The 25,328-nt window shown below is 70.3% G+C and carries 26 protein-coding genes and 1 pseudogene; 16 read left to right on the forward strand and 11 right to left on the reverse strand.

Annotated elements, in window-relative coordinates; genetic code table 11:
* Positions 1-47: 47 nt before the first annotated feature.
* A complete protein-coding gene (locus O9255_RS12020; RefSeq protein WP_297867102.1) occupies positions 48-872 on the forward strand; it encodes an FHA domain-containing protein in 825 nt (274 codons plus the stop codon).
* Here the strand turns inward: O9255_RS12020 and nadC are convergent.
* Both nadC and O9255_RS12030 read right to left on the reverse strand, forming a co-directional pair.
* Positions 844-1,707, reverse strand: coding sequence for a carboxylating nicotinate-nucleotide diphosphorylase (gene nadC, locus O9255_RS12025; RefSeq protein WP_297867103.1), 864 nt, complete (start codon positions 1,705-1,707; stop codon positions 844-846). The genes O9255_RS12020 and nadC overlap by 29 nt on opposite strands.
* On the reverse strand, positions 1,707-1,976 hold the full coding sequence (locus O9255_RS12030; RefSeq protein ID WP_297867104.1) for a Trm112 family protein: 270 nt from the start codon (positions 1,974-1,976) through the stop codon (positions 1,707-1,709). The genes nadC and O9255_RS12030 overlap by 1 nt, the downstream gene beginning before the upstream one ends.
* A gap of 66 nt (positions 1,977-2,042) precedes the next feature.
* Here O9255_RS12030 and purE point away from each other — a divergent pair, with 66 nt between their 5' ends.
* Together purE and O9255_RS12040 are read left to right on the forward strand one after the other, a co-directional pair.
* Complete coding sequence (purE, locus tag O9255_RS12035; protein WP_297867105.1) at positions 2,043-2,558, forward strand: 5-(carboxyamino)imidazole ribonucleotide mutase; 516 nt, start codon at positions 2,043-2,045, stop codon at positions 2,556-2,558.
* Positions 2,555-3,694 (forward strand): 5-(carboxyamino)imidazole ribonucleotide synthase, encoded by a 1,140-nt coding sequence (locus tag O9255_RS12040; RefSeq protein ID WP_297867106.1) that lies wholly within the window; start codon positions 2,555-2,557, stop codon positions 3,692-3,694. The genes purE and O9255_RS12040 overlap by 4 nt, the downstream gene beginning before the upstream one ends.
* A 37-nt stretch (positions 3,695-3,731) precedes the next feature.
* Here O9255_RS12040 and O9255_RS12045 read toward each other — a convergent pair whose 3' ends face one another.
* Positions 3,732-4,469, reverse strand: coding sequence for a 16S rRNA (uracil(1498)-N(3))-methyltransferase (locus O9255_RS12045; RefSeq protein WP_297867107.1), 738 nt, complete (start codon positions 4,467-4,469; stop codon positions 3,732-3,734).
* Complete coding sequence (locus O9255_RS12050) at positions 4,460-5,842, reverse strand: adenosylmethionine--8-amino-7-oxononanoate transaminase (protein ID WP_297867130.1); 1,383 nt, start codon at positions 5,840-5,842, stop codon at positions 4,460-4,462. Before O9255_RS12050 ends, O9255_RS12045 begins: the two co-directional genes overlap by 10 nt.
* 78 nt (positions 5,843-5,920) lie before the next feature.
* Here O9255_RS12050 and nudE point away from each other — a divergent pair, with 78 nt between their 5' ends.
* From nudE to O9255_RS12075, 5 genes are all read left to right on the forward strand, one after another.
* On the forward strand, positions 5,921-6,478 hold the full coding sequence (gene nudE / locus O9255_RS12055; RefSeq protein WP_297867108.1) for an ADP compounds hydrolase NudE: 558 nt from the start codon (positions 5,921-5,923) through the stop codon (positions 6,476-6,478).
* A 26-nt stretch (positions 6,479-6,504) separates the two neighbouring features.
* A complete protein-coding gene (gene cysQ, locus O9255_RS12060) occupies positions 6,505-7,314 on the forward strand; it encodes a 3'(2'),5'-bisphosphate nucleotidase CysQ (RefSeq protein WP_297867131.1) in 810 nt (269 codons plus the stop codon).
* A gap of 1 nt (position 7,315) precedes the next feature.
* Positions 7,316-8,143, forward strand: a complete 828-nt coding sequence (gene mazG / locus O9255_RS12065) for a nucleoside triphosphate pyrophosphohydrolase (protein WP_297867132.1) — start codon at positions 7,316-7,318, stop codon at positions 8,141-8,143.
* Positions 8,140-8,778, forward strand: a complete 639-nt coding sequence (locus tag O9255_RS12070; RefSeq protein WP_297867109.1) for an HAD-IB family hydrolase — start codon at positions 8,140-8,142, stop codon at positions 8,776-8,778. The genes mazG and O9255_RS12070 overlap by 4 nt, the downstream gene beginning before the upstream one ends.
* Positions 8,779-8,842: 64 nt before the next feature.
* Positions 8,843-9,160: a DUF962 domain-containing protein gene (locus O9255_RS12075; protein ID WP_297867110.1), complete on the forward strand. Its 318-nt coding sequence runs from the start codon at positions 8,843-8,845 to the stop codon at positions 9,158-9,160.
* Positions 9,161-9,169: 9 nt separating this feature from the next.
* Here the strand turns inward: O9255_RS12075 and O9255_RS12080 are convergent, their stop codons facing one another.
* Positions 9,170-9,751: a TetR/AcrR family transcriptional regulator gene (locus O9255_RS12080; protein ID WP_297867111.1), complete on the reverse strand. Its 582-nt coding sequence runs from the start codon at positions 9,749-9,751 to the stop codon at positions 9,170-9,172.
* Positions 9,752-9,809: 58 nt separating this feature from the next.
* On the opposite strand from O9255_RS12080, the gene O9255_RS12085 reads away from it, so the two are divergent.
* The 6 genes from O9255_RS12085 to O9255_RS12110 all read left to right on the forward strand — a co-directional run bounded on the left by O9255_RS12085 (position 9,810) and on the right by O9255_RS12110 (position 15,478).
* Positions 9,810-10,508: an SDR family NAD(P)-dependent oxidoreductase gene (locus O9255_RS12085; RefSeq protein WP_297867112.1), complete on the forward strand. Its 699-nt coding sequence runs from the start codon at positions 9,810-9,812 to the stop codon at positions 10,506-10,508.
* Entirely contained in the window at positions 10,505-11,863 is a 1,359-nt protein-coding gene (locus tag O9255_RS12090; RefSeq protein ID WP_297867113.1) for an MATE family efflux transporter, read from the forward strand. The genes O9255_RS12085 and O9255_RS12090 overlap by 4 nt, the downstream gene beginning before the upstream one ends.
* 118 nt (positions 11,864-11,981) lie before the next feature.
* Entirely contained in the window at positions 11,982-12,695 is a 714-nt protein-coding gene (locus O9255_RS12095) for a response regulator transcription factor (protein ID WP_297867114.1), read from the forward strand.
* A 23-nt stretch (positions 12,696-12,718) separates the two neighbouring features.
* The gene (locus O9255_RS12100; RefSeq protein WP_297867115.1) at positions 12,719-14,026 is read left to right on the forward strand and encodes a HAMP domain-containing sensor histidine kinase; all 1,308 of its coding nucleotides are present in this window, start codon (positions 12,719-12,721) and stop codon (positions 14,024-14,026) included.
* A gap of 50 nt (positions 14,027-14,076) precedes the next feature.
* On the forward strand, positions 14,077-15,087 hold the full coding sequence (locus tag O9255_RS12105) for an isoaspartyl peptidase/L-asparaginase (RefSeq protein ID WP_297867116.1): 1,011 nt from the start codon (positions 14,077-14,079) through the stop codon (positions 15,085-15,087).
* 64 nt (positions 15,088-15,151) lie between these two features.
* The gene (locus O9255_RS12110) at positions 15,152-15,478 is read left to right on the forward strand and encodes a hypothetical protein (RefSeq protein ID WP_297867117.1); all 327 of its coding nucleotides are present in this window, start codon (positions 15,152-15,154) and stop codon (positions 15,476-15,478) included.
* 556 nt (positions 15,479-16,034) lie between these two features.
* Here the strand turns inward: O9255_RS12110 and O9255_RS12115 are convergent.
* The 5 genes from O9255_RS12115 to O9255_RS12135 form a co-directional block, all read right to left on the reverse strand.
* Entirely contained in the window at positions 16,035-17,000 is a 966-nt protein-coding gene (locus O9255_RS12115; RefSeq protein WP_297867118.1) for an alpha/beta hydrolase, read from the reverse strand.
* 7 nt (positions 17,001-17,007) lie between these two features.
* Positions 17,008-18,609 (reverse strand): peptide chain release factor 3, encoded by a 1,602-nt coding sequence (locus tag O9255_RS12120; RefSeq protein WP_297867119.1) that lies wholly within the window; start codon positions 18,607-18,609, stop codon positions 17,008-17,010.
* Positions 18,610-18,710: 101 nt separating this feature from the next.
* Positions 18,711-19,499: a M23 family metallopeptidase gene (locus O9255_RS12125; RefSeq protein WP_297867120.1), complete on the reverse strand. Its 789-nt coding sequence runs from the start codon at positions 19,497-19,499 to the stop codon at positions 18,711-18,713.
* Positions 19,499-20,626, reverse strand: a complete 1,128-nt coding sequence (locus O9255_RS12130) for a phytase (RefSeq protein WP_297867121.1) — start codon at positions 20,624-20,626, stop codon at positions 19,499-19,501. Before O9255_RS12130 ends, O9255_RS12125 begins: the two co-directional genes overlap by 1 nt.
* A 13-nt stretch (positions 20,627-20,639) precedes the next feature.
* Complete coding sequence (locus tag O9255_RS12135) at positions 20,640-21,062, reverse strand: EAL domain-containing protein (protein ID WP_297867122.1); 423 nt, start codon at positions 21,060-21,062, stop codon at positions 20,640-20,642.
* On the opposite strand from O9255_RS12135, the gene O9255_RS12140 reads away from it, so the two are divergent.
* The gene (locus tag O9255_RS12140) at positions 21,031-21,795 is read left to right on the forward strand and encodes a hypothetical protein (protein WP_297867123.1); all 765 of its coding nucleotides are present in this window, start codon (positions 21,031-21,033) and stop codon (positions 21,793-21,795) included. The two genes, O9255_RS12135 and O9255_RS12140, sit on opposite strands and share 32 nt — an antisense overlap.
* Positions 21,796-22,782: 987 nt before the next feature.
* Positions 22,783-25,074: a TonB-dependent receptor gene (locus tag O9255_RS12145; protein ID WP_297867124.1), complete on the forward strand. Its 2,292-nt coding sequence runs from the start codon at positions 22,783-22,785 to the stop codon at positions 25,072-25,074.
* Between the two features lie 113 nt (positions 25,075-25,187).
* Here O9255_RS12145 and O9255_RS12150 read toward each other — a convergent pair.
* Positions 25,188-25,328: pseudogene (locus O9255_RS12150) on the reverse strand (IS1595 family transposase); the annotation flags it as partial.

Below are 25,328 nucleotides of genomic sequence, written 5' to 3' on the forward strand. Positions count from 1 at the left end.
CGCCGCGACCGTGCCTTCACGGTCCCAGCCAATCACGGGGGAGAGGGATGAAGCTGGTTTTTCCTAACGGCGAGCACGCCACGGCCTTGCTGGCGACGGGCGTGAACCGCATCGGCAGTGATCCGGAAGGCGCCGTGGTGATCGGCGGGCCGGGCATCCTGCCCCGGCATCTCGAGATCCACATCACCAGCACCGGCGCCAACCTGCAGCTGCCGGAAGGCGCAGGCGCCGTCACCGTGAACGGCAAGCCGGTGAAGGAGCTGATGGCCCTGCGCACCGGCGACCAGGTCGGTTTCGGCGCGGTGGTGGCGAAGTTCGTCGCCACCGAGCCCGCGAAGACCGTCGCCGGCAGCTCGCCGTTGCCGCCTTCGGTGGTCGCGGCGGCACAGGCGATGGCGCTCGACGGAGACAGCGGTGCCACGCGCGTGCGCGCGGCCGCGCCCAAGTTCGTGCTGCGCGGCGTCTCCGGCAACACCTTCGGCAAGATGTACGGTGTGACCGGGCCGATGACCATCGGCCGCTCCGCCGAGTGCGACATCGCGATTCCGGTGGAGGAGATCTCGCGCCGCCATGCGCTGGTGAAGCCGAATGCCTCGGGCCTGCAGGTCGAGGACCTCGGCTCGTCGAACGGCACCTTCATCAACAACAAGCGGGTTCAGGCCGGCCAGTTGAACCCGGGCGACGAACTGCGCCTCGACCAGGTGCGGCTGATCCTCGTGGCGCCGGGCATGGAGATCCAGCAGATGCAGCAGAAGGCGCCCGCGGCGGAAGTCGCGTCGTCCGGCGGCAATGCCGGGCTGATGAAGGCGATCGCCGGCGTGGTGATCGTCGCTTCGCTGGCCGTTATCGCTTGGCTGGTGCTGGGGCGCTGAGCCGCAGCGAGAGGTCGATGGCGCGCACGTGCTTCGTGAGCGCCCCGACCGACACGTAATCCACGCCGGTCGCGGCGATGGCCGGCAGCCGCTCGAGCGAGACGCTGCCGGAAACCTCCAGCGGGATGCGGCCGGCGGCGCGGCGCACGGCCTCGCGCATCATCGCGTCGTCGAAATCATCGATCAGGATGCGGGTGCAGCCGGTGGCGAGCGCCTGATCGAGTTCGTCCAGCGATTCCACTTCGACGATCAGGGGCAGCGCCGGATGCAGGGCACGGGCGCGCTCGACGGCCGCCGAGATCGAGCCCGCCGCGGCGATGTGGTTCTCCTTGAGCATCACCGCGTCGAACAGCCCGATGCGGTGGTTCACGCCGCCTCCGACACGCACGGCGTACTTCTGCGCCAGACGCAGGCCGGGCAGGGTCTTGCGGGTGTCGAGCACCCGCGTGCGCGTGCCCGCCAGCGCCGCCGCATAAGCCGCCGTGGTGGTGGCCGTCGCGGAGAGGGTCTGGAGGAAGTTCAGCGCGCTGCGCTCGGCGCTGACGATGGCGCGCGAGCGGCCCTCGAGGGTGCAGAGCACCGTGCCGGGCTCGACGTGCTGCCCCTCGTTGACCCGCCACGTGATGCGGATGGATCGATCGAGGGCGCGGAAGCAGGCATCGAACCACGGGCCGCCGGCGATGACCGCGGCCTCCTTGCAGACGACATGGGCGGTGGCCGGGACGTCCTCGAGCAGCTGCGCCGTGGCGTCGCCGGGGCCAAGGTCTTCGGCGAGGGCGGCCCGCACCGCGGCCTCGATGGCCTCCGGCGGCGGCAGCGCGAGAGCGGCCGCCATCAGCGCGCGGCGAGGCCGTCGATGCCGGCGGTCTGCAGCGCCTCCTCGACCAGCAGCACCGGGATGCCGTCGTCGATGCGGTAGACCTGCTTTCCATCGCGGCTGGCGAGGGCATCGGCGAGGGATCGCGTTTCGGTGCGGCCGTCGCCGCGAAGCAGTTCACCGCGGGTGATCGCGGCGTTCAGCGCGTCGCGCTGTGGGGAATCGAGGCGATGCAGCGGCTGGTGGGAGGCCGGGCAGACCAGGAGGTCGAGGAGCTTGCGATCCATGGGCGGCGGGGCGCTGAGGGTTGCGGAAGATGCGTCTAGAATACGGTTTTGCCGGAGAGGCTCGCCATGGCGACGGGTGAAGGTCAGGGGGAAACCGCCGTGAAGGTGGGCATCGTGATGGGCTCGACGTCCGATTGGGACACGATGCAGCACGCCGCCGACCGCCTGATGCGCCTTGGCGTGCCGCACGAGGTGCAGGTGGTGAGTGCGCACCGCACCCCGGATCTGCTGTTCCAGTACGCCGAAACCGCCGCGGCGCGCGGCCTGCGCGCGATCATCGCCGGCGCCGGTGGCGCGGCCCACCTGCCGGGCATGCTCGCCGCAAAGACCGCCGTGCCGGTACTGGGCGTGCCGGTGCAGAGCAAGGCACTGAACGGCTTGGATTCCCTGCTGTCGATCGTGCAGATGCCGGCGGGCATTCCCGTCGCCACCTTCGCCATCGGCCAGGCCGGTGCGGCGAACGCCGCGCTGTTCGCCGCGGCGATGCTCGCGCATGACCACGCCGACGTCGCGGCCGCGCTGGAACGCTTCCGCCGCGAGCAGACCGAGGCCGTGCTGGCCAAGCCGGACCCGCGCGCATGACCACGGTCGGCATCTTGGGCGGTGGCCAGCTGGCGCGGATGATGGCGCTGGCCGGCGCGCCGCTCGGCCTGCGCTTCCTCGCGATGGACACCAGTGCCGACGCCTGCGCCGGCCAGTTCGTGCCCATGGTGGTCGGCGATTGGCGCGACGAGGCTGCGCTGGCGGAATTCGCCTCGCGCGTCGATGTCGCGACCTTCGATTTCGAGAACGTGCCGGCCGAGAGCGCCGAGTGGCTGGCTGCGCGCATCCCGGTGTTCCCGGCGCCGCGGGCGCTGCGCATCGCGCAGGATCGCCTCGCCGAAAAGACCCTGTTCAACGAGCTGGGTATCGGCACGCCGGCTTTCGCCGCGGTCGACACGCGTGCCGGGCTCGACGAGGCCGTGGCGCGCATCGGCCTGCCCTGCATCCTCAAGACGCGCCGGCTGGGCTATGACGGCAAGGGCCAGTTCCGCCTGAAGACGGCGGCGGATCTCGATGCGGCATGGTCCGCGCTGGGGCCGCAGGCGCCGAAAGTGGGACTGATCCTTGAAGCCTTCGTGCCCTTCGAGCGCGAAGTCTCGGTGGTGGCGGTGCGCGGCCGCGATGGCGAGTTTCGCGCCTTGCCGCTGACCGAGAACTGGCACCGCGACGGCATCCTCTCGGCCTCGATGGCGCCCTGCGCCGACGGCGCTGCGCTGGAGCCGCAGGCGGTGGCCTATGCGCGGAAGGTCGCTGAGGCGCTCGACTACGTGGGCGTGTTCGCGCTGGAACTGTTCGTCCGCGACGGGCAGCTGCTCGCCAACGAGATGGCGCCGCGCGTGCACAACTCCGGTCACTGGACCATCGAAGGTGCCGAGACCTCGCAGTTCGAGAACCACCTGCGCGCCGTGCTCGGCCTGCCGCTGGGCAGCACGGCGGCCGTGGGCCACAGCGTGATGCTCAACTGGGTGGGTGCCATGCCGGAGGCCGCGCCGGTATTGCGCAGCCCGGCCGGGCACTGGCACGACTACGGCAAGAGCTCCCGCGAGGGCCGCAAGGTTGGCCACGCGACGCTGCGCGCCGACGATCGCGCGACGCTGCGAAGCGAGTTGGAGACGGCCGTCGAGGCGCTCTCGCGGCGCGAGGAATTCAGCGGCGTGATCGCGCGCTTGGGCTGAGCCTCAGGCCCAATCGCCCGGCCGAGGCCGTCAGGCCTCAGGCCCAATCGCCATACAGGGCCTGCAGGGCCGCCAGCACCGCCAGCCCGGCGGTCTCCGTGCGCAGCACGCGCGGCCCGAGCTGCACGCCCTCGAAGCCACCCTTCTTCAGCAGACGGTGGTCGCGCTCGCCGAGGCCGCCTTCCGGGCCGATGACGAGCACGACGGGTTGGGTCGGTTGAAGGTCGAGGGCCTTCAGGGCGCGGCCCTGGTGCGGATCGAGGATGAGCTTGCGCGCGTCGGCGGGCAGGTCGGCCAGCGCCTCGTGCAGCGCGCGCGGTTCGGCCACCGTCGGCACCCGGGCGCGACCGCTCTGCTCGCAGGCCGCGGCGACGACGCCCCGCCAATGCGCGATGCGGCGTTCGGCGCGATCGGCATCGAGCTTCACCTCGGTGCGCTCGGTCATCACCGGTTGGATGGCCTGAACGCCGAGTTCGGTGGCCTTCTGCAGGATCAGGTCCATCTTGTCGCCGCGGGCCACGCCCTGAAGCAGGGTGATGGCCAGCGGCGATTCGTTGTGGCGTGCCTCGACCGCGCCGACCGTGACCTCGACCGCCTTCTTCTCGCTGCCGGTGATGCGTGCGGCGTAGTCGTGGCCGTCGCCGTTGAACAGCGTCACCGCATCGCCCTCGCGGAGCCGGAGCACGCGCAGCAGGTGCAGGCTCTTCTCTTCGGGCAGCCGCAGCACGGCGTCGGCCGCCAGCGGCGCCTCGACGTGGCAGCGGATCACGCGCATCGGACGTAGGCCTCGATGGCGGCGGCGGTGGCGCGGTCGAGCACGGCGATGGCCTCGTCGTCGATGCAGTAAGGCGGCATCCAGTACAGCACGTTGCCCAAGGGGCGCAGCACGGCGCCGGCGTCGAGGCCGGCGCGGTAGGCGGCCAGTGCGCGCTGGCGCGGATGGTCGGTGTATTCGCGGCGGGTGGCGCGGTCCTCGACCAGCTCGAAGGCGAGGATCATCCCGGTCTGGCGCAGGTCGCCCACGGCCGGGTGGTCGGCGAAGCGCGCGGCGGCAGTGGCGAGCTTCGCGGCCGTGCCGCGGTTGGCGGCGATGGCGCCGGTGCTCTCGAACAGGTCGAGCGTGGCGTTGGCGGCGGCGCAGGCCACCGGGTTGCCGGCGAAGCTGTGCGAATGCAGGAAGGCGCGCGTGCGGTCCTCGCTCCAGAAGGCCTCGAAGATGCTGTCGTGGGTGAGCACGGCGGAGAGCGGCAGCGCGCCGCCGGAGAGGCCCTTGGAGAGGCAGAGGAAATCCGGGGTGATGCCGGCCTGCTCGCAGGCGAACAGCGTGCCGGTGCGGCCGAAGCCCACCGCGATCTCGTCCGCGATGAGGTGCACGCCGTGGGCGTCGCAGAGCCGGCGCGCCTCGGCCAGATAGGCCGGGTGGTGCATGCGCATGCCGCCGGCGCATTGCACCAGCGGCTCCAGCACCAGCGCGCTGATCGTCGCCCCATCGCGCTCGAACAACACCGCGAGGGCCGCGGCCGCGCGGCGGGCGCAGGCCTCGGCCGACTCGCCGGGTTCGGCGTGGTAGGCGTCGGGCGAGGGCGCGAACACCGGTTCGAGCAGCAGCGGCGCGTAGATGCGCCGGTACAGCGGGATGTCGCTCATGGCCAGCGCGCCGAGCGTTTCGCCGTGGTAGCCGTTCTGCAGCGCGACGAAGCGCGTGCGCTGGCCGTCGCCGCGGTTCTGGTGCGCATGGAAGCTCATCTTCAGCGCGATCTCGATGGCCGCGCTGCCGTTCTCGCCGTAAAACACCCGGGAGAGCGGGGCATGCGTGGCACTGCGCGGTGCGATCGCCACCAGCCGCTCGGCGAGGCGCAGGCCGGGCTCGTGGGCGAAGCCGGCGTAGATCACGTGCTCGAGCTCGGCGGCCTGTGCCCCGATGGCCTGCGCGATGTGCGGATGCGCGTGGCCGAACAGGTTGGTCCACCAGCTGGAGATGCCGTCGAGGTAGCGGCGTCCGTCGAGGCCCTCCAGCCAGGCGCCGCGGCCGCGGCGGATCGGCAGCAGCGGCAGTTCGCCGCGATGCTCGCGCATCTGCGTGCAGGGGTGCCACACGACGGCGAGGTCGCGGGTGAGGAAGGCCTCGACATCGCCCTCTGCTAGCATCGGCGCGATGGAAATGTTCTGCGTCATGCCGCGAATGATGGTGAGCCGCCGCCGGTCTGTCCATGCGCGGGGCCGGCCATGAGCCGCCCCCTGCCGACCATCCACGGCCGCGAGGAGGTCGATGTCGGCGCCTACCGGCTGGAACGCGTCGACCTCGAGTTCAGCAACGGTGAGCGCCGCCGCTTCGACCGCCTGAAGAGCAAGGGTCACGGCGCTGTGATGATCGCGGCCCTGCCCGACCCCGAGACCGTGCTGTTGATCCGTGAGTACGGGACCGGCACCCACCGCTACGAGCTCGGCCTGCCCAAGGGCAAGATCGACGCCGGCGAGACCGGCCTGGAGGCCGCCGCCCGCGAGATGCGCGAGGAGATCGGCTTCGGCGCCGAGCGGCTGACGCACCTGAAGTCGATCACGTTGGCGCCCACCTACATGAGCCACGAGATCCAGCTGGTGGTCGCGGAAGGGCTGTTCCCCGAGAAGCTCGACGGCGACGAGCCCGAGCCCCTCGAAGTGGTGCCCTGGCGCTTCGACCGCCTTCACGAGCTGATGCTGCGCGAGGAGTTCTCCGAAGGCCGCTCGATCGCCGCGCTGTTCCTCGTGCGCGAGTGGCTGGCCCGCGGCAGGCCGACGCCGTGAGTGCCGCCTCAGGAGCGGGTGCAGCGGTGCGCTACGCCGCCCTGCGTGTTCCGGCCATCGCGCTGGCCGAGGCCGCGGGCCGCGCGATCATGGCCGTCTATGCCCGGGATTTCGCCGTTGAAGCCAAGGACGACCGCTCGCCGCTGACCGAGGCGGATCTCGCCTCGCATCGCTTGCTGGTCGCTGGCTTGGAAGCGCTGACGCCGGACATCCCGGTATTGTCGGAGGAATCCGCCGCGCTGGACCCGGCCGAGCGCCGTGCCTGGCCGCGGCTGTGGCTGGTCGATCCGCTCGACGGCACGCGCGAGTTCGTCAAGAAGAACGGCGAGTTCTGCGTCTGCATCGCCCTCGTCGAACACGGCGTGCCGATGCTCGGCCTCGTGCATGCGCCGGTGACCGGCGTGACCTGGTCGGCGCTGGCGGGGCAGGGGGCGTGGCTCCGGGAGGTTGGTGGTGACGACATCGCGCTCGCCGCGTGCGTGCCGTCGCCTGAAGCGCAGGCCGGCGTGGGCCTGCGCGTCGCCGCCAGCCGCTCCCATCTCGATCCGCGCACCGCCGCCCTGCTGGATCGCCTGCCCGGGGCGGAGCGCGTGCCCATGGGCTCGGCGCTGAAGTTCGGCCTGCTGGCCGAAGGCCGGCTCGACCTCTACCCGCGCTTCGGCCCCACCTCCGAATGGGACACCGCGGCCGGCCAGTGCCTTGTCGAAGCGGTCGGGGGCGCCGTGCTCGACCTCGAGGGCCGCGCGCTGCGCTACAACCAGCGCGACACCCTGTTGAACGGCGACTTCATCGCGGTGGCCGATGCGCGGCTGGCGTGGAGGGATTGGCTTGAGTGACCTGAGCGACGCGCCGCGCGAGCGCATCGAGACCCTGCTTGCGGTGATGGCGCGGCTTCGCGACCCCGAGCGCGGCTGCCCCTGGGACGTGAAGCAGGATTTCGCCAGCATCGCGACCTACACCATCGAGGAAGCCTACGAAGTGGCGGAAGCCATCGATCGCGGCGACCTCGGTGACCTCAAGGACGAACTCGGCGACCTGCTGCTGCAGGTGGTCTTCCATGCCCAGATGGCGAACGAGCAGGGCGCCTTTGGCTTCGCCGAGGTCGTCGCGGCCATCAACGACAAGATGATCCGCCGCCACCCGCACGTGTTCGGCGAGGCCTCGGTCGAGGATGCCGATGCGCAGACCGCGGCTTGGGAAAAAATGAAGGCCGCGGAGCGCGCCGCGAAACGGCGTGACATGGATGCGCCGCCTTCGGCGCTCGACGACGTGCCCAAGGCGCTGCCGGAGTGGCATCGCGCACTGAAGCTGCAGAAGCGCGGCGCCAACGTCGGCTACGACTGGCCCGATGCCACGCCGGTGATCGCCAAGCTCGAGGAAGAACTCGAGGAAGTGCGCGAGGCGCTGGCGATGCCGCCCTCGCCTGAGCGGCAGGACGCGCTGGAGGATGAAATCGGCGATCTGCTGTTCGTGGCGATGAACCTCGCGCGCAAGGCCAAGGTCGATCCGGGCACGGCCTTGCGCCGCGCGAATGCCAAGTACGAGCGCCGCTTCCGCCAGATGGAAGCGCTGGCGCGCGCGCAGGGGCGCGAGTTCGCCGCGCTGCCGCTGGACGAGCAGAGTGCGCTCTGGAACGAGGCCAAGCGCATCGAGCGCGGCGGATGAGCGAGGGCGACACGGGGTCGCTACCGCGCCTGGCGCTGTTCGACTTCGACGGCACGCTGACCACGGTCGAGACCTTCCCGCTCTTTGTGCGTTCCGCGGCACCCCAATGGCGCGTTCGCCTTGGGGGGCTGGTGCTCGCGCCCATGGTGCTCGCCTACCGTGCGGGTTGGGTGTCCGGCGTCGTGATGCGCGCGGCCATCGTGCGGCTCGCGTTCTCCGGGATGGCACGTGACCACTTCGACGCGCTCGCCCGTACCTTTGCCACCGAGCGGTTCCCGGCGCTGATCCGGCCGGAAGTGCTTGCCAGGCTGCGGGCCCGTCGGGCCGCTGGGGATCGCGTCGTCGTCGTTTCCGGAAACTTCGAGGCGCTGCTTCGGGAATGGTGCGAGGCCGAAGGCGTCGAACTTCTGGCCTCGGCGCTCGAATGCCGGGATGGACGCTTGACCGGCCGCTACGACGGACCGCAGTGCGCCGGTGAGGCGAAGGTGGAGCGCATTCGCGCCCTCGTCGGTGATTGGCCGCGAGAACGCATCGAGGCGCATGGCGACACCGTGGAAGACCTGCCGATGTTGGCCCTGGCGGCGACCGCCACCTACCGCGGTGCACCATGGTCGAACGGCGACGCAGTGCGCTGATTCATGCCGCCTCGACGCGCCACGCTTAGCCTCGACGGCGCGCCGCCTCCCGACAAGACCTGACATGACCACGCCCACGACCGGTTTCGCCAGCTTCCGCGAGTTCTACCCGTTCTACCTCGGCGAGCACAGCAACCGCACGTCGCGGCGGCTGCACGTGATCGGCTCGACGGGCGTGCTGGTGATCCTCGGCCTCGTCGTGGCGCAGGTGCTCTCGCCGTGGTGGCTGTTCGCCGTGCCGGTCTGTGGCTACGGCTTTGCCTGGGTGGGGCACTTCTTCTTCGAGCACAACCGGCCCGCGACCTTCAAGCACCCGTTCTACTCGCTGATGGGCGACTGGGTGATGTTCAAGGACGTGCTGACGGGGAAGATCCCGTTCTGAGTCGAACGCTCAGGTCTGCAGTCCGTCGAGCAGGCGGTCGAGCACCTCGCGGGCCCGTTGCCAAGCCGCGAGAGGGTCGTCGTGGGTCGCGATCCAAAGCGCAGCGTCGATCATCGCGCCATTGAGCATCCGCGCCAGCGCCTCGGGGTCGGTCCGACGCAGGGCGCCTTCGTCCATCAGCTCGGCCAAGCCATCGATGATCGGCTGCAGTGAGCCCGCGGCATCGATGTCGCGATGGCGCTGCCCGAGCACGGCCGGTGCGTCGCGCAGCATCACCCGCTGGTACTCCGGCTCGAGGGCGAGGTCGAGGTAGGCCTGGCAGCACTCGCGGAAGCCGGCCCAGCCGCCCGGCCCCGCCTCATAGGCCGCATCGAGTCGGGCGTTCGTCTCGACGTCGATCTCCCGGACCACGGCCTCCAGCAGCCCTTCCTTGCCGCCGAAGTGGTGGTAGAGCGCACCGCGCGTCAGGCCGACTTCGGCGCACAGCGCCTCCATCGAGGTCGCCGCGTAACCCTGCGTGGCGAAGCTGCGGCGGGCGGAGTCGAGCAGGGCCCGGGTGGTCCGGGCGATGCGGTCGGCGTTGCGGCTCATTCACATACACCATGCATGTAGTTGCATACGATGTGTATGTTAATCGGAGAGCGTCGTCGTGGAGCGAACAAAAACGATCGTGGTGGTGGGCGGCAGCCGGGGCATCGGTGCGGCGGTGGCTGCCTATCTCGAGTGGCAGGGCCATCGCGTGCTGGCCGTCTCGCGTGGACGAGCCGCAGCGGGCGAGTGGGTGGCCGCCGATCTCCTCGAGGACGCGGGCCTCGAGGCCGTCGTGCGCGCCGTCGGCGAGGGGCCGCTTGACGCGCTGCTGTACCTCGGTGGCGCGTGGGAGCACGGAGCGTTCACCGTCGACTACGACTTCATGGCCTCGCCGCGCGCGGAGACCCGGGCGGTCATCGGCATCAACCTCGTCGCGCCGATCCTGCTGGCCCAAGCCCTCGCCCCGGCGCTGTCGCGTGCGCCAGCCCCGCGCGTGGTGCTGCTCGGTGCGTGGTTGGATCCGCCGGGGGCCTATCCTGAGGTCGCGAACGCGGCATCGAAGGCGGGCCTCCACGGTGCCGCGCGCGCGCTGGACGCGTCGCTGGCGCGCTTCGGCATCGGCGTCACCGTCATCGACCCGGCCAACGTCGCGACCGACGAGGTCGAGGCGGACATCGCCGAAGGACGCTTCGGCACGCAGCGCCCGATCCCGTTGGCCGACGTCTGCCGGAGCATCGACTTCGTGTTGTCCCTGTCCGCCGCCACGGTGCCGGCTCGCCTCGTGCTCGCGCAGCAGCAGCCGGCGGCCCGCGCATGAGCACGCTGCGCCGCGCTCTCGCCGAGATCGGCCCGCTCGCCGCGCTCGCCGCGCCGCTGGTGGCGGGCCTCGTCGCCTCGACGGGCGTGACGCTGGTCGACACCGCGATGCTGGGGCCGCTGGGCGCTACGCCGCTGGCGGCGGTCTCGCTCACCACCTCGGTGGCGATCATCTTCTACGCCGGGCTGTACGGCTTCGCCGGTCCGGTGGGCCTGTTCGCCGGCCGCTGCTTCGGCAGCGGCGACCTGGGCGGCATCGGCCATATCGCGCGGCACGGTGCGCTGCTGGCCAGCATCGGTGGCCTCGTGGGGGCGTTGCTGATGGCCGCGGGCCTGTTCGCGTTGCCGTACGCGGGGCAGCCGGATGAGGTGCTGGCCGTGATCGGCCCCTACTGGCTCTGCCTCAGTGCGTCGATGCTCGCCTTTACGCACGCCATGGTGGTCAAGAACCTGCTTGATGCGGCGGGCCGGCCTTGGCTCAGCGTGGCGGTGACGGTACTGCCCGCGTTGCTCAACGTGTTCTTCAACTGGCTGCTGATCTACGGCCACTGGGGCTTTCCGCGACTCGGGCTGACGGGCGCCGGCATCGCCAGCCTCGCGGCGCAGGTGATCGGCGCGGCGGTCGGTTGGGTCGTGGTGCGCCACCTGCCATCGCTGCGCGTCTGGTGGGGGCCGCGCCGCTTCGAGCGGGCCGAACTGGCGCGGCAGTGGAATGAAGGCCGGCCCATGACGGTGCAACTGTTCCTCGAAGGTGCGGCCATGGCGGTGGCCGGCGTGCTGATCGGCCTGTTCGGTGCGGTCGCGTTGGCCGGCAACCAGATCGCGCTTTCCGTCGGCAGCACGCTCTACATGCTGCCGCTCGGTGTCGCGGGTGCGGTCACCATCCGCATCGCGCAGGTGATCGGTGCCGGCCAATGGCCACGCGTGGCGGCGATCGGGCAGGCCGGGCTGCTGGTCGTGACCGGCTGGATGGGCGGTTTCGCCCTGCTGTTCCTGTTCGCCGGCGCGTGGATCGGCGGGCTGTTCGTCGACGACCCGGCCGTCATCGCTGCGGCCGCGGCGATCTTTTTCGTCTTCGGCTTCACCCAGCTGATGGACGGGGTGCAGTCGGTGAGCCTCGGGGCCCTGCGCGGCATGCTCGACAACGACTTCCCGACACGCGTCTCGCTGGTGGCTTACTGGCTGATCGCGCTGCCGTTGTCGGCCCTGTTCGGCTTCGGGTTCGGCTGGGGTGCGCCGGGCGTCTGGGCCGGCTTCGGCGTGGGCCTCGCCTTGGCGGCGGTGGCGCTGGTCTGGCGCTTCTTGCGGCTCAGCCGTGCCAAGGTGCCGCCGGCAACGGTCGACGCGACGGGCTGAGGCCGCGCGCCATGTCCCGGCGCAGCGTTCACACCCGTCTCACCCTCACCGGCGCTCAATGGCGATGTGAATTCACAAAGCTGAATACGAAATCTTCACATCCCTGAAGGAGCCCGCCATGCGCCGTGATGACCCCGCCGGACTGATCCTCGTCGTCGAGGACAACCGCAACCTCTCCGAGATGATGGGCGAGTACCTCGAAGCCCGTGGCTTCGGCGTCGACTACGCCGGCGACGGCCATGACGGCTTCCGCCTCGCCGTCGACAACAGCTACGACGTCATCGTCCTCGACCTGATGCTGCCGCGGATGGATGGCATCGAGCTTTGCCGCAAGCTGCGCAACGAGGCGAAGAAGAGCACCCCGGTGCTGATGCTGACCGCGCGCGACACCCTGCAGGACAAGGTGATCGGCCTCGACGCCGGTGCCGACGACTACCTCGTCAAGCCGTTCGCGATCCAAGAGCTCGAAGCCCGCCTGCGCGCCCTGATCCGCCGCGACCGCCGGCAGGTGAGCGCCGAGGTGCTGAAGGTGGCCGACCTGATCCTCGACACCGCCTCGTTGCGCGTCACTCGCGGCGGCAAGGAGATCCAGCTCTCGCCGATCGGCCTGCGCCTGCTCACCATCCTGATGCGCGAATCGCCGCGCGTGGTGACCCGCCGCGACATCGAGCGCGAGATCTGGGGCGACGGCCTGCCGGATTCCGACACCCTGCGCAGCCACCTGTACAACCTGCGCAAGGCCATCGACCGTCCGTTCGACAAGCAGCTGCTGCACACCGTGCAGACGGCCGGCTACCGTATCGCCGACCTCGACACCGCGCCCGCCGCCTGAGTGGCGGCCGGCACGGATTGCTCATGACCGACACCACCGGCCTCCGCCGAAAAATCTGGATCGCCTTCATCCTGCAGGCCGCCGCGATCAGCTTCGCGGCGGTCCTCGGCGTGTACGGCGCCTCGGCGGTGCTCAAGCACCTGCTGATCCAGCGCGCGCTCACCGAAGAGGCCTCGCATTTCTGGAAACGCAGCGAGGCGAATCCGGCCGCTGCGGTGCCAGATACGTTCAACATGACTGGCTTCGTCGTCGATGCCGACGGTCCGAAGGCCGATCTCCCTGAGCCGCTGCACGGGCTGCCGGAGGGCTACCACAGCCTGCCGCGTTCGCAGGGCGGCGCGCTGGTGCTGGTCGAACAGCACGAGGGCCGCACCCTGTACCTGCTGTTCAAGCAGGAGCAGGTTGACGCGTTGGCCTTCTGGTTCGGCGTGGTGCCGCTGGCGCTGGTGCTGGTGGTCGTCTATGTGATCGCGTGGAGCACCTACCGGGCCTCGAAGCGGGCGGTGTCGCCGGTGATCTGGCTGGCCTCGCAGGTGCAGCGCTGGGACCCGAAGCATCCGGAAGTCAGTGCGCTGAAGCCCGAGAACCTGCCGGTGGACGTCGAAGGCGAGAGCCTCGTTCTGGCCTCCTCGCTGCACGACTTCGGCATGCGCATCGAGGAACTCGTGCACCGCGAGCGCAACTTCACCCGCGACGCCTCGCACGAGCTCCGCACGCCGCTGGCGGTGATCCGCATGGCCAGCGAGATGATGCAGACCGACCCGATCTGCTCGCCGCGGCAGCAGAAGGCGCTGAACCGCATCCAAGGCGCCGTGCGCGACATGGAAACGCTGATCGAAGCCTTCCTGATCCTGGCTCGCGATGGCGACACCGGCCTGCCTCCGGAGCCGCTGCTGGCCTCCGAGATCGTCGAGGACGAGCTGGAAAAGGCGCGGCCGCTGGTCGCCAACAAGCCGGTCACGCTCGAACTCGACCTCGAAGCCGACTTCAAGCTGGTCGCACCGCGCCGCGTGGTCTCGGTGCTGATCAGCAACCTCGTGCGCAACGCCTGCTACTACACCGACAGCGGGCACGTTCGCATCCGCGTGCGCTTCGGCGAGATCCGCATCGAGGACACCGGCATCGGCATGTCGCCAGAACAGCTGGAGCGCGTGTTCGAGCCGTTCTGGCGCGCCGACACCGCGCGCGTGGGCGGGCAGGGCATCGGTCTGTCGATCGTGCAGCGCCTGTCGAGCCGCTTCGGCTGGCCGGTGCATCTCGCCAGCGAATCCGCCAAGGGCACCATCGCCACGGTGAGCTTCCCGCAGGCCGAGCCGCCGAAGCTCGATTGATCGGCGCAGACGACCTACAGTCGGCACTCCGAAGCTCGCCGGAGTGCCTGATGCGCCCTTGGTCCGCCCTCATCCTGTCGATGGCCGTCGCCGCCGGCTCGGCCGTTGCCGCTCCCTCGGCGCCTACGGCGCTGGTGATCCACGGCGGTGCCGGTGTCATCACCCGCGACCAGTTGTCCGAAGCGGATGAAGCCGCGCTGCGCGCCGACCTCGATGCGGCCCTGGACGCCGGCGACGCGGTGCTGAAGCGCGGCGGCACGGCACTCGATGCCGTGACTTCGGCGGTGCAGGTGCTCGAGGACTCGCCTTGGTTCAACGCCGGCAAGGGCGCGGTTTTCACCGCCGACGGCACGCACGAGCTCGACGCCGCGGTGATGGAAGGCCACACCCGTCGCGCCGGCGCGGTGGCCGGCGTCCGCACGGTGCGCCATCCGGTGCTGCTGGCGCGCGCGGTGATGGAGCATTCCCCGCACGTCTTCCTCGCCGCCGACGGCGCCGAAGCCTTCGCCGACACGCGGCCGGATCTCGAGCGCGTGGAGAATCGCTGGTTCGACACCGACCGACGTCGCCAGCAGCTCGAGGCCGCGCGCGAGCGCGAACAGCGCCAGGCCGCCGGTGAGAACCTGCCCCTGCCGCCCGGCACCTACTTCGGCACGGTCGGGGCGGTGGCCCTCGATGCGAACGGCCACATCGCCGTGGCCACCTCGACCGGCGGAATGACCAACAAGCGCTGGGGCCGCATCGGCGACGCGCCGGTGATCGGCGCTGGCACCTATGCCAATGACCAGTGCGGCATTAGCGCCACCGGTTGGGGCGAGTTCTACCTGCGCACCGTGGCCGCCCACGACATCTGCGCGCGGGTGGCCCTGCGCGGCGACCCGATCGAAGCCGCGGCCGAGGACGTGATCAACCGCGTCATCCCGGCCCTCGGCGGCGACGGCGGCGCCATCGGCCTCGACGCCCGCGGCACCATCGTCATGCCCTTCAACACCAGCGGCATGTATCGCGGCTGGGTGAAGCCCGACGGCAGCCGCGGCACCGCTGTTTTCCGCGAACCGTGATCCAAGGCACGCGCCGGGGCCCAACCGGCGCTACGCTTGACCTACAGCCGACCGGAGGACCGCCATGTTCGACGAGGAAAGCACCCGCATCCGCAAGCAGCAGAAGTTCCTGCAGGACGTGGAGCACGCGATCAGCGATGCCAATCGCGAGATCATCCAGGCCCACATCCCGCGACTCGACAAGGCCAGCTTCGTTGCTTTCGCCACGCGCGTTGCGGAACTGCGCGCCGAGTACCTGAAGGCGGCGCTCGCCGCGGCGCAGGGCACCGACGCGGTCGAGTACACCGCGCTGCGCGCTCGGCGCGAGGCCTTCGAGGAAGCGAAGGCGGCGTTCAGCGCTTTGGAGCGCGCGATCGAGCGCGGCTACGTGGATATCGCTGGGGCGGGTTGAGACCGCATCACTCGGCTTCGGGTCACGCGTGGCGTGTTCGCCCGCATTCGGAACACTCGCGCCAGGGCCGCGCCACAAGGCTGGCCCGCCCCGTGGCCTCTTTCGAGTTGAACCCGGCGGCCCGCTCGAAGGGTGCGTCCCTGCACCTCGAGCGGCGGCTCATCCATGAGCCGCCCTTCGGGCTGTCGCCTGGTTTGCGCGCTGGGGCTCCTGATTCGCCTTGTGACGCGGCCCTGGCGCGACGCCGGCCGCTCGCCGCACGCTCGTGGCCCTTCATCGAGCGCTTCGCTCGTCGCGACGGGTTGCCGAAGGCGCCATCGCGAAGGCCCGGGCGAGGCGAATCAGGAGCCCCGGCACGCGCTTTAGGCGCAAGCCCCGAAGGGGTCGCTCAGGATGAGCGATCGGCCCAAGGGGCAGGACGCCCCCTTTGGGCCGACCGCCGGAACGTTTGCGAAAGAGGGGGTGGGGCGGGCAAGCCTCGTGCCGGGCCCTCGTCGATAGTCGCTCTGGCGACGCGTGGCCCAACGACGTGCGCGGCAGGTGCGCAAGGGCGCCCCTACCGCGTCGTGATCGACACGCTCGGCCGCGGATCCACCGGCCCGAGAAGCCGGTGCCGCGACCAGAACACCAGCGCCGCCTCGAGCACCGCCTCCGGGGCCTCCAGCTGCGGGTAATGCCCGATGCCCGGCAGCTCGTGCAGGTCGTCGTCGCCCAGCAGTTCGCGCCAGCGCGCGGCCGCATGCGCGCCCGAGACCGGGTCCGCGCTGCCGTTGATCAGCGCCATCGGCATGGCCACGCGCTCCATCGCGCCGACCCAGCGGGCGCGCTGCTTCTTCCGTTCCGACATGTAGCGCAGCAGGCGCGGTAACGCGAGGTGGCCGTCGTCGTGGCGCAGCAGGGTCCACAGCCCATCGACCACGCGCGGATCGGGCGGGGTGTGCTTGCCGAAGATCGCTTTCAGGTTGTCGGCGAAGCGCGCCTTGCTGCTGGCGCGGGCGATGAGCGGGCCGAGGCCGGGCAGGGCGAGAAGGCGCTGCATGGCTCGCGGGCGGTGCATCTCGGGGAACAGCCCGCCGTTGAGGAACACCACCGAGCGCATCGACGGCCGCGGCTTGCGCTTGTCGAGCTGCCGCGCGAGAAGCTCCTGCGCGACGGTGTCGCCGTAGTCATGCGCCAGGACGTGGTAGTCCCACGCGCCGTCGCGGCGCAGCAGCCATTCGCAGAGCTCGGCCTGTTCGGCGATGGTGTAGCGGTGGCCCTTGGGCTTGGCGGAATCGCCGAAGCCCAGCAGATCCACGGCCAGCAGCGAGAAATGCTGCGACAGCGGTTCCCACAGCGGCGCCCAGTCCCAGCTCGCCGAGGGAAAGCCGTGGATCAGCAGCAGCACCGGCAGGCGCGGTTCGACCTGCCGGCGCACGAACAGGCGGCCGAGCGGCGTCGAGACGCGCTCGCCGCCCTCGCGCCAGTCGCGAAGTTCGAAGAAGGCCGGCGCGGGGCGCGCGTTCGTCACGGTGTCCGGCACGCGCGGCTCAGTCCACCGCCACCGAGGCGGCGTGCTCGCGCGTGGCCTCGAAGCGCACGTCCTTCGCCCGCTCCTGCGCCAGCTGCAGGTTCACGCGCGAAGGCGCGAGGTAGACGAGATGGCCGGCAGCATCGATGCCGAGGTTCATGGCGTTCTTCTCGCGGAAGGCCTCGAGCGTCTTGTCGTCCGGCGCATACACCCAGCGCGCCGTCTGCACCTGCACCGGCTCGAAGCTGGCATCCACGCCGTACTCGTCCTTCAGCCGGTAGGCCACCACGTCGAACTGCAGCATGCCCACCGCGCCGAGGATCAGGTCGTTGCTCATCAGCGGGCGGAAGAACTGCGTGGCGCCTTCTTCCGACAGCTGGGCCAGGCCCTTCTGCAGCTGCTTGAGCTTCAGCGGGTCGCGCAGGCGCGCGCGGCGGAACAGCTCGGGCGCGAAGTTCGGGATGCCGGTGAAGTTGATCGGCTCGCCTTCGCTGAAGCTGTCGCCGATCGAGATGGTGCCGTGGTTGTGGATGCCGATGACGTCGCCCGGCCAGGCCTCGGCGGCGATCTCGCGGTCGCTGGCCATGAAGGTCAGCGCGTTGGCGAGCTTGAGCTCCTTGCCGGTGCGCGGGTGGAACACCTTCATGCCGGCGGTGAAGTGGCCCGAGCAGATGCGCATGAAGGCCACGCGGTCGCGGTGCTGCGGGTCCATGTTGGCCTGGATCTTGAAGACGAAGCCGGTGAGCTTCTCTTCCTCGGGCTCGACGGCGCGGCTGGTCGTGGCGCGCGTCTTCGGCGAGGGCGCGTGCTCGACGAAGAAGTCGAGCAGCAGCTGCACGCCGAAGTTGTTCACGGCCGAACCGAAGAAGACCGGCGTCTGCTTGCCCTGCTGGTACTTCTCGGCATCGAAGGGGTTCGAGGCGCCCTGCACGAGCTCGAGCTCGTCGCGCAGCTCGGCCAGCGCCTGCGCGCCGAGGCGGCGCTCCAGCTCCGGGTCGTCGAGCTTGAGGATGGTCGAATCCTGGCGGGTGAAGTTCTTGCCCGGCTCGAACAGATGCACTTCGTTGTCGACGAGGTGCACCACGCCCTTCAAGCGCTGGCCCATGCCGATCGGCCAGGTGATCGGCGCGCACTGGATGCCGAGCACGGTCTCGACCTCATCGAGCAGCTCGATGGGCTCCTTGCCCTCGCGGTCGAGCTTGTTGATGAACGTCATGATCGGCGTGTCGCGCATGCGGCACACCTCCATCAGCTTGATCGTGCGCTCTTCGACGCCCTTGGCGCAGTCGATGACCATCAGGGCGGAGTCCACCGCCGTCAGCACGCGGTAGGTGTCCTCGCCGAAGTCGGCGTGGCCCGGCGTGTCGAGCAGGTTGACGATCTTCCCTTCGTACGGGAACTGCATCACCGACGAGGTGACCGAGATGCCGCGCTCTTTCTCGAGCGCCATCCAGTCGGAGGTGGCGTGGCGCGCGGCCTTGCGGCCCTTCACCGAGCCGGCCATCTGGATCGCACCGCCGAACAGCAGCAGCTTTTCCGTCAGCGTGGTCTTGCCGGCGTCGGGGTGGGAAATGATGGCGAAGGTGCGGCGACGCCGGGTTTCGGTGCTCTGCTGGGACATGCGGGCCGCGCCGGGCTTTCAGCCGGCGGCTCGGGAGAACGGGAAGGGCCGCGATTATACGCCGGGCCTCCCGGCGCTCCGGGGGCGGGGCCCGGCGGCGTTCAGGGCGTGGCGTCGAGTTCCCGGCCGTCCGGCCCGCTCATCCGGAAGGGCAAGGAGAGCAATTCGCGGCCATCGTTGGCCTGCACGCTGAAATGCAGGTGCGGCGCGCTGCTCCATCCCACGCTGCCGACGGCGGCCAGCACCGCGCCGGGCTGCACGCCGTCGCCGGGCTGCACGCGCGCGCTGTCGGTCGCGATGTGCGCGTACAGCCCCATCGAGCCGTCAGCATGCAGCACGCGCACGAGGTTCATGCGCTCCTTCAGGGCCTCGTCCGTGCCGCCCTCGGTGAAGGTGTCGACGACCTGCATCACCGTTCCCGCCCGTGCCGCGAGCACCGGCGTGCCTTGGGCGGCGGCGAAGTCGAGGGCGTGGAAGTTGGCCGCATCGCGGTGGCTGGCCCGGCCGCCGAAGCCCTGCGTCAGGCGCCAGGCGCTGCCGGCGGGCAGCGGGAAGGCATAAACGCCGCGTTGCCCCGGCGGTAGCAACTGTGGCGCGCCCGGCTGGGCCCCGAGGCGCAGGTCCGGGGCGCCCCCGCCATCGAAGCGGCCCAGCGCTCGCGTTTCCCCGGGGCCGATCGTGGCCTCGATGAACTCGCTGGGCCGCGCGGCGTCATGCACGCGCACGTGGATCGGCCCAGCCAGGCGATTGCGGACGAGCGCCTGCCGCGTGCCATCGGCGCGACGTTCGACGGAGAGCTCGGCCATCGCCGTGCTCGGTGCCGTGATGGCGGCCGACAGCACCGGTGCCGCCAGCAGGCCCAGCAGGGCGAGCAGCCCCCGCCCGCGCATCACTCGCAGCGTTCGCGCAGGCCCAGGGCCGACGCGAGGTCGCGCCAGTCGAACGCGCTCAGCGACTCGTCGCGGTTCGAGGCGTAGAACACACCGGCCGGGAAGCGTGTGCTCGGCGCCTGCGACAGCCAAACGCCGTCGGTCATTCCGGTGTCACGCCCGGCGAAGCGGCCTTTCGCTTCAAGGGTCTTGCGGTCATAGACGCGGAAGAGCGTGGTGTCCTTGAACTGGTCGGAGGCCAGCCAGTAGCCGCTGCCGTCCGGGCAGGCCCAGAGCGCGATGCCCTCGGCCTGCGCCCCGAACTCGCCGACGCCGATGTCGCGCCCCGCGTAGCCGCCGTCGAAGCCGTAGACGCGGTAGCCGGTGCCCGTGGGCACGTCCTCTTCGGCCACCAGCAGGCGGTTGTTCGCGACGTCGCCAGCGATCGACTCGACCACGCGCAGCGCGCCCGCCTCGGAGGTGTCGCCGGAGGCGCCGTCGAAGCGGGCCGACACGGCGTCGCCATCGATCAGCACGCTGAAGCGCTTGATCCGCGCCGACAGCGCCTCGAGCGGCGGGACCACGTCGTAGTCGTCGCCGTCCATGAAGCTGTCGGTCACCCACAGTTCGATGCGGCCGCCTTCCGGCTCGTGCAGCCACAGGCCATAGGGCGAACGCAGCTCACCCTCACCGAAGGTGGCGAGCGGGGTGAATCCCGGCAGCGACAGCACCTGCACGCGGCGGTTGTCGCGTTCAACGACGAACAGTCGGTCACCCCAAGCGAAGACGCCGTTCGGCCGATTGAACTGGCCCGGTGCCGGGCCCTTGGCACCGACGCGGCGGAGCAGGGCACCGGTCTCGCCGTCGTGCACCAACAGCTGATGGGTTTCCTTGCCGGTGCTGATCAGCCAGCGGCCGCCCTCCGGCGTCAGCCATGCCGTGGGTGAATCGACCTCGTCCGGCGGGTTCGCGGGGGTGATGAAGGCTTCGGCCACGACCTCGTGGGCGATGTCGGAGGCGCCAAGGCGGGGCTCGTCGCTCGCGCGCTCGTCCGGCTCTTTCGCGCCACGCCAGAGGGCGCAACCCGGCAGCAGGAGGACGGCGAGGCCCAGCGCGAGGGCCGGGCGTAAGGGCGAGGGCAGGTGCATGGCGGACTCCGGTTCAGCGCCGAAGCATAGACGCCGCGGGGCGCAGGAAGTACTGGTCGATCGGCTGCGGGCGGTCGATGCCGTAGCCCTGCCCGAAATCCACGCCCAGCTGCGTCAGTCGGTCGCGGATGGCGTCGTTCTCGACGAATTCGGCGATGGTGCGCTTGTCGATGCTGCGCGCGATCTCGGCGATCGAGCGGACGATCGCCAGCGACAGCGCCGACGATTCGAGGTCGCGCACGAAGCTGCCGTCGATCTTGAAGTAGTCCACGTCCAGCCTGCGGAGGTAGGCGAACGAGCAGAACCCGGCACCGAAGTCGTCCAGCGCCAGCTGCAGGCCGAGCGCCTTCGCCGCGGCGATGAACTGCTGCGCGTCGTTGAGGTCGCGCACCGCCGAGGTCTCGGTGATCTCCAGGCAGACCTTGCCGGGCGGCACGCTGCTGCGCGCGAAGCGCTCGCGCAGGAAACTCGGGAAATCCCGGGTCGTTCACCGACGCGGCGCACAGGTTGATGGCGCAGGCGTCGAGCTGGGCCAGGGCCTGCGGGTGGCGCTCGAACCAGGCCAGCGTGCTGTCCACCACATGGCGATCGAGGCGCGGCCCCATGTGGAACTTCTCGGCCGCGGCGACCACCGGGCCCGGCGGCAGCACCTCGCCGGTGTCCGGGTCGACCATGCGCAGCAGGATCTCGAGGTGCCGACCGCCGTGCTCGATGCCCTGCAGGCCGGTGATGCTTTGGCAGTAGAGGCGGAAGTGGCCATCGCGCAGTGCGGCGTCGAGCCGGAAGGCCCAGCGCAGCGCGGCCGTGTGCTCGGCCACGGCGTCGGCGGCCGATTCGAAAGCCGCGAGCCGCAGCCGGTTGTCGCCCTGGTCCTTCGCGGTGGCGCAGCCGGCGTCCGCAAGGCACAGCAGTTCGGCGTAGTCGGCCTGCCCGCGGCAGAAGCGGATGGCGCCGATGCTGGCCGACGCGGACACGAGGTTCCCGCCGCTGCCCTGCCGGTAGTCGCGCACCGCAGCCAGCACGTGGTCGAGCACCGCGGGGTTCGCCGCCGGATCCCGGTCGTCCAGCAGCGGGACGAACTGGTCGCCGGCCAGCCGGCCGACAAGGCTGCCGCCCGGCAGCACGGCCCGCAGCGGCCATCAGGATCAGCGGCGCGACCGTCAGCGTGATCAGCAGGAGCAGCAGCACGAGGGTCTCGAGCGTCGTTTCGGGACGCCGCACCGCGCCATCGTCCGACGCGGCCACCAGCGACAACACCAGTCCGCAGGTGAGGGTGCCGGCAGCCACCAGGCGGGCCGGCAAGCGGATGGCGCCCCAGATCAGGACGATCGTCGGCAAGGCCAAGAGGGATTCCGCGTTACGCACCCGGGCGCCGTCGACGGTCGCCACCACCAGCAGGGTGGCGGCGAGGGCGGCGCTCCAGGCCAAGCCCTCCCCGGCGCGGCGCAGCACCTGGCCGAGCATCGATTCCCCGCTGTGCGGCCACAGTAGCGACAGCGCGGGGGCCAGCACCGCCACGCCGAACACGTTGGCGACCAGCCACTTAACGGCCGCGTCCGGCGCCGCCGACAGCGGCGCGAAGCCGGCCACCACGAGGCCCGCGACGCCCAAGGGCAGGCTGGCCAGCGCGGATGCGAAACCGGCAAGGGCGATGTCGCCGCCGCTGGCGAGGTCCATCCGCCGCCCCGGCCCCAGGCCGCGATGGCGCGCGAGCGTGGCGCCAGCCCATGCGCCGAGCACGTTCGCGGCCATCGTGAAGGGGATGAAGACCGCCGGCACGTCGGTACCGGTCAGCGAGAACACGAGGTCCGCTGCCGCCACGAGGGGCCACCAGCGGCGGCCCTCGAACACGAGCAGCACGAGGCTGAGGGCGCCCGGCGCCCAGAGCAGCACGACGGAATCGGTGCCCACCACCAAGCGGTTGCCCAACACGCCGCCTGCCCAATAGAGGGCGATGAAGCCGAACACGAGCATCCAGGGGCGGAGCGTGGCGGTCATGGGGCGGTCACGGAGGACGTCCTCCGCATCCTAAAGGCCGCTGCGGCCGGCGTGCTCGGGCCCCGCGTCAATCCGCGTGTCTTGCAGCTGTCGCCATACCGTCATCGGGGTGAAACGGCGCGGCCTCGGAATAACGTTTTTCCAACGCAGGACGCTCCATGACCCGCCAGCCCTTGACGACGGCCATCGCCGTTGCCCTCGCCTCCGCCTTCGTCGCCCCGGTCGCTTACTCGCAGGCCGCCGTCGCCGCGGCCGCCCCGTCGCCGGCCCAGCTCGACCGCGTCGAGGTGGTCGGCGAGATCATCTACCGCGACCGCACCGAAGCCACCGCGCCGGTGCTGAGCTACGACCTCGCCTACTTCCAGCGCTTCGAGCCGCTCACCGTCGGCGACATGCTGAAGCGCGTGCCGTCGGTCACCTTCGTCTCCGACGTGCTCGAGTACGACGGCGTGCGCCTGCGCGGCCTCGATTCGGGCTACACGCAGATCCTCATCAACGGCAAGCGCGTGCCCGGCGCCGGCCTCGACCGCGCTTTCTTCGTCGACCGCATCCCGGCCGAGATCGTCGAGCGCATCGAGATCGTCCGTTCCGCCTCGGCCGACCGCAGCGGCGACGCCGTCGCCGGTGCCCTGAACATCGTGCTGCGCGACGGCTATTCGATCGACGGCGGCTACCTGCGGGCCGGCGCCACGCGCTTCAACGACGACGAGTTTGAACCGACCTTCGGCGCGTTCTGGGGCGGCGAAGCCCTCGGCGGAAACCTGCTCGTGGGCGCCAACGTGCAGGGCCGCCGCAACCCGAAGGACAAGTTCAGCCAGCGCTTCGACGCGCCGGGCGGCACGCTCGACAACACCGAAGTGCAGACCGACGTGCGCTCGGGCAAGGATTACGCCTTCAACGCCGACTACCGCGTGGGCGTGGGCGAGACCGGCGAGCTGCATCTGTCGGGCATGTTCGTCCGCACCGACCGCTTCCAGGACGAGGACTCGATCGAATACCGCAGCGGCCTCGCCAACAACGCCAACCTGCTGACGATCAACCAGAACGACCTCGACATCCAGACCGACAACTACACGCTCGGCGCCGGCCTGAAGTGGGCCATGGCGGGCGGCGAAACCGAGGTCCGCCTCGACCGCGCCGGCATCACCGACAGCCAGTTCGAGTTCGAGAACGAGACCGAGTACCTCCGCGACAGCAACCCGTTCCCGGAAGCCGACCGCTTCACCCGCGACGTCACCGACCTGCTGATCGAAGACACCGACACCACCGGCGAGATCACGCACGAGCGCGACGCCGACTTTGGCAAGCTGAAGTTCGGCCTGCAGGCCACGCTCAAGGACCGCGAGACCCGCATCTTCGAGGCCACCCGCTACCGCGTCACCATCCCGAACGCGCCGGGCATCAGCCCGCCGATCCCGGGCCCGACCCAGTCGCTCGCCCCGATCGCCGGCGGCCTGAACACCATCGAAGAGACCCGCATCGAGCCGTTCGTGAAGCTCACCGGTGCGGCCGATGCGTTCGAGTGGGAAGCCGGCCTGCGCTACGAGCAGACGGACACCGAGATCAATGACCGCACGGTGGCGGCGAACCTGGCCCGCACCGACACCGACTACGGCTTCCTGCTGCCGTCGGCCCACGTGCGCTGGAACCTCGACGACGCCAACCGCATCACCGCGTCGATCGCGCGTACCGTGCGCCGTCCGGACTTCAACGCCATCTCGCCGGCCCTGCTGGAAGCCGAAGCTGGTGACAACGACGTGGTCGGCAACCCGCTGCTCGATCCGGAAAGCGCCTGGGGCCTCGACGTGGGCTTCGAGCGTCGCCTCGGCGAGCGCGGCATCGTCGGCATGAACCTGTTCTACCGCGACATCACCGACCTGGTCGAGCTGGCCAACACCGGCCTGCCGGGCAGCGAGGACGACGCGTCCAACCGCGCCTGGATCTTCCAGCCGCGCAACACTGGCGATGGGCAGGTCTGGGGCGCGGAGCTCGACCTCTCGACCCCGCTCTCGCTCATCGGCCTCGACAACACCGGTGTGTTCGTCAATTACAGCTGGCTGGACAGCGAGATCGAGGACGATTTCGGCACGCGCCGCTTCAACAACCAGTCGAACTACGTCTACAACGTCGGCTTCATCCAGGAGCTGCCCTCGCTGGAAGCCTCGTTCGGCGTGACCTTCCGCAAGCAGGGCGACGCCTACACCCGCGTCGTCGGCGAAGAAGTCGTCACCAGCTACGACGGCGACCTCGAGGCCTTCATCGAGAAGCGCTTCGGCAAGTCGTGGGCCGTGCGCCTGACCGGCATCAACCTGCTCGACCAGAGCAAGGACGAGGTGTTCGACAAGTTCAACACCGTCCAGGAGCAGATCAACCGCGACTACGACGAGTACGAGCTCGAGACCGAGACCGGCGGCCGCGCGCTGCAGCTGATCGTCCGCTACCAGTTCTGATCCACGAAGGCCGGGGCGGCGCCGCCCCGGCCGGATCCGACGGAAACAGGAAAGGGCCGCATCGCTGCGGCCCTTTTTCGTGGCGCTGTTCGCGTTGATTGTGGTTGATTCGCTCACGCCATGGCCAACCTGAGCAATGATGCGGCTCCTGCGCCGGTTTGGGCGTTCCGCTCCAAGGCGCGGAACCAGCCCAGATAGTTCGGCAGATAGGACGTCGCCACGCCATGGAATCGGGCGATCCAACCCTTCAGCCG

Origin of the sequence: Silanimonas sp., assembly GCF_027530345.1 — a bacterium.
Classification (GTDB): domain Bacteria; phylum Pseudomonadota; class Gammaproteobacteria; order Xanthomonadales; family Xanthomonadaceae; genus Silanimonas.

What these genes read in the sequence shown, in the direction of transcription:
- O9255_RS12095 (WP_297867114.1), top strand. Translation starts at nt 11,982, where the DNA reads ATGCGCCGTGATGACCCCGCCGGACTGATCCTCGTCGTCGAGGACAAC.
- O9255_RS12125 (WP_297867120.1), bottom strand. Translation starts at nt 19,499, where the DNA reads ATGCGCGGGCGGGGGCTGCTCGCCCTGCTGGGCCTGCTGGCGGCACCG.
- O9255_RS12020 (WP_297867102.1), top strand. Translation starts at nt 48, where the DNA reads ATGAAGCTGGTTTTTCCTAACGGCGAGCACGCCACGGCCTTGCTGGCG.
- O9255_RS12045 (WP_297867107.1), bottom strand. Translation starts at nt 4,469, where the DNA reads ATGCGCGTGATCCGCTGCCACGTCGAGGCGCCGCTGGCGGCCGACGCC.
- O9255_RS12050 (WP_297867130.1), bottom strand. Translation starts at nt 5,842, where the DNA reads ATGCTAGCAGAGGGCGATGTCGAGGCCTTCCTCACCCGCGACCTCGCC.
- O9255_RS12105 (WP_297867116.1), top strand. Translation starts at nt 14,077, where the DNA reads ATGCGCCCTTGGTCCGCCCTCATCCTGTCGATGGCCGTCGCCGCCGGC.
- O9255_RS12075 (WP_297867110.1), top strand. Translation starts at nt 8,843, where the DNA reads ATGACCACGCCCACGACCGGTTTCGCCAGCTTCCGCGAGTTCTACCCG.
- O9255_RS12030 (WP_297867104.1), bottom strand. Translation starts at nt 1,976, where the DNA reads ATGGATCGCAAGCTCCTCGACCTCCTGGTCTGCCCGGCCTCCCACCAG.
- O9255_RS12040 (WP_297867106.1), top strand. Translation starts at nt 2,555, where the DNA reads ATGACCACGGTCGGCATCTTGGGCGGTGGCCAGCTGGCGCGGATGATG.
- nudE (WP_297867108.1), top strand. Translation starts at nt 5,921, where the DNA reads ATGAGCCGCCCCCTGCCGACCATCCACGGCCGCGAGGAGGTCGATGTC.
- purE (WP_297867105.1), top strand. Translation starts at nt 2,043, where the DNA reads ATGGCGACGGGTGAAGGTCAGGGGGAAACCGCCGTGAAGGTGGGCATC.
- O9255_RS12070 (WP_297867109.1), top strand. Translation starts at nt 8,140, where the DNA reads ATGAGCGAGGGCGACACGGGGTCGCTACCGCGCCTGGCGCTGTTCGAC.
- nadC (WP_297867103.1), bottom strand. Translation starts at nt 1,707, where the DNA reads ATGGCGGCCGCTCTCGCGCTGCCGCCGCCGGAGGCCATCGAGGCCGCG.
- O9255_RS12130 (WP_297867121.1), bottom strand. Translation starts at nt 20,626, where the DNA reads ATGCACCTGCCCTCGCCCTTACGCCCGGCCCTCGCGCTGGGCCTCGCC.
- O9255_RS12090 (WP_297867113.1), top strand. Translation starts at nt 10,505, where the DNA reads ATGAGCACGCTGCGCCGCGCTCTCGCCGAGATCGGCCCGCTCGCCGCG.
- O9255_RS12110 (WP_297867117.1), top strand. Translation starts at nt 15,152, where the DNA reads ATGTTCGACGAGGAAAGCACCCGCATCCGCAAGCAGCAGAAGTTCCTG.
- O9255_RS12145 (WP_297867124.1), top strand. Translation starts at nt 22,783, where the DNA reads ATGACCCGCCAGCCCTTGACGACGGCCATCGCCGTTGCCCTCGCCTCC.
- O9255_RS12080 (WP_297867111.1), bottom strand. Translation starts at nt 9,751, where the DNA reads ATGAGCCGCAACGCCGACCGCATCGCCCGGACCACCCGGGCCCTGCTC.
- O9255_RS12100 (WP_297867115.1), top strand. Translation starts at nt 12,719, where the DNA reads ATGACCGACACCACCGGCCTCCGCCGAAAAATCTGGATCGCCTTCATC.
- O9255_RS12120 (WP_297867119.1), bottom strand. Translation starts at nt 18,609, where the DNA reads ATGTCCCAGCAGAGCACCGAAACCCGGCGTCGCCGCACCTTCGCCATC.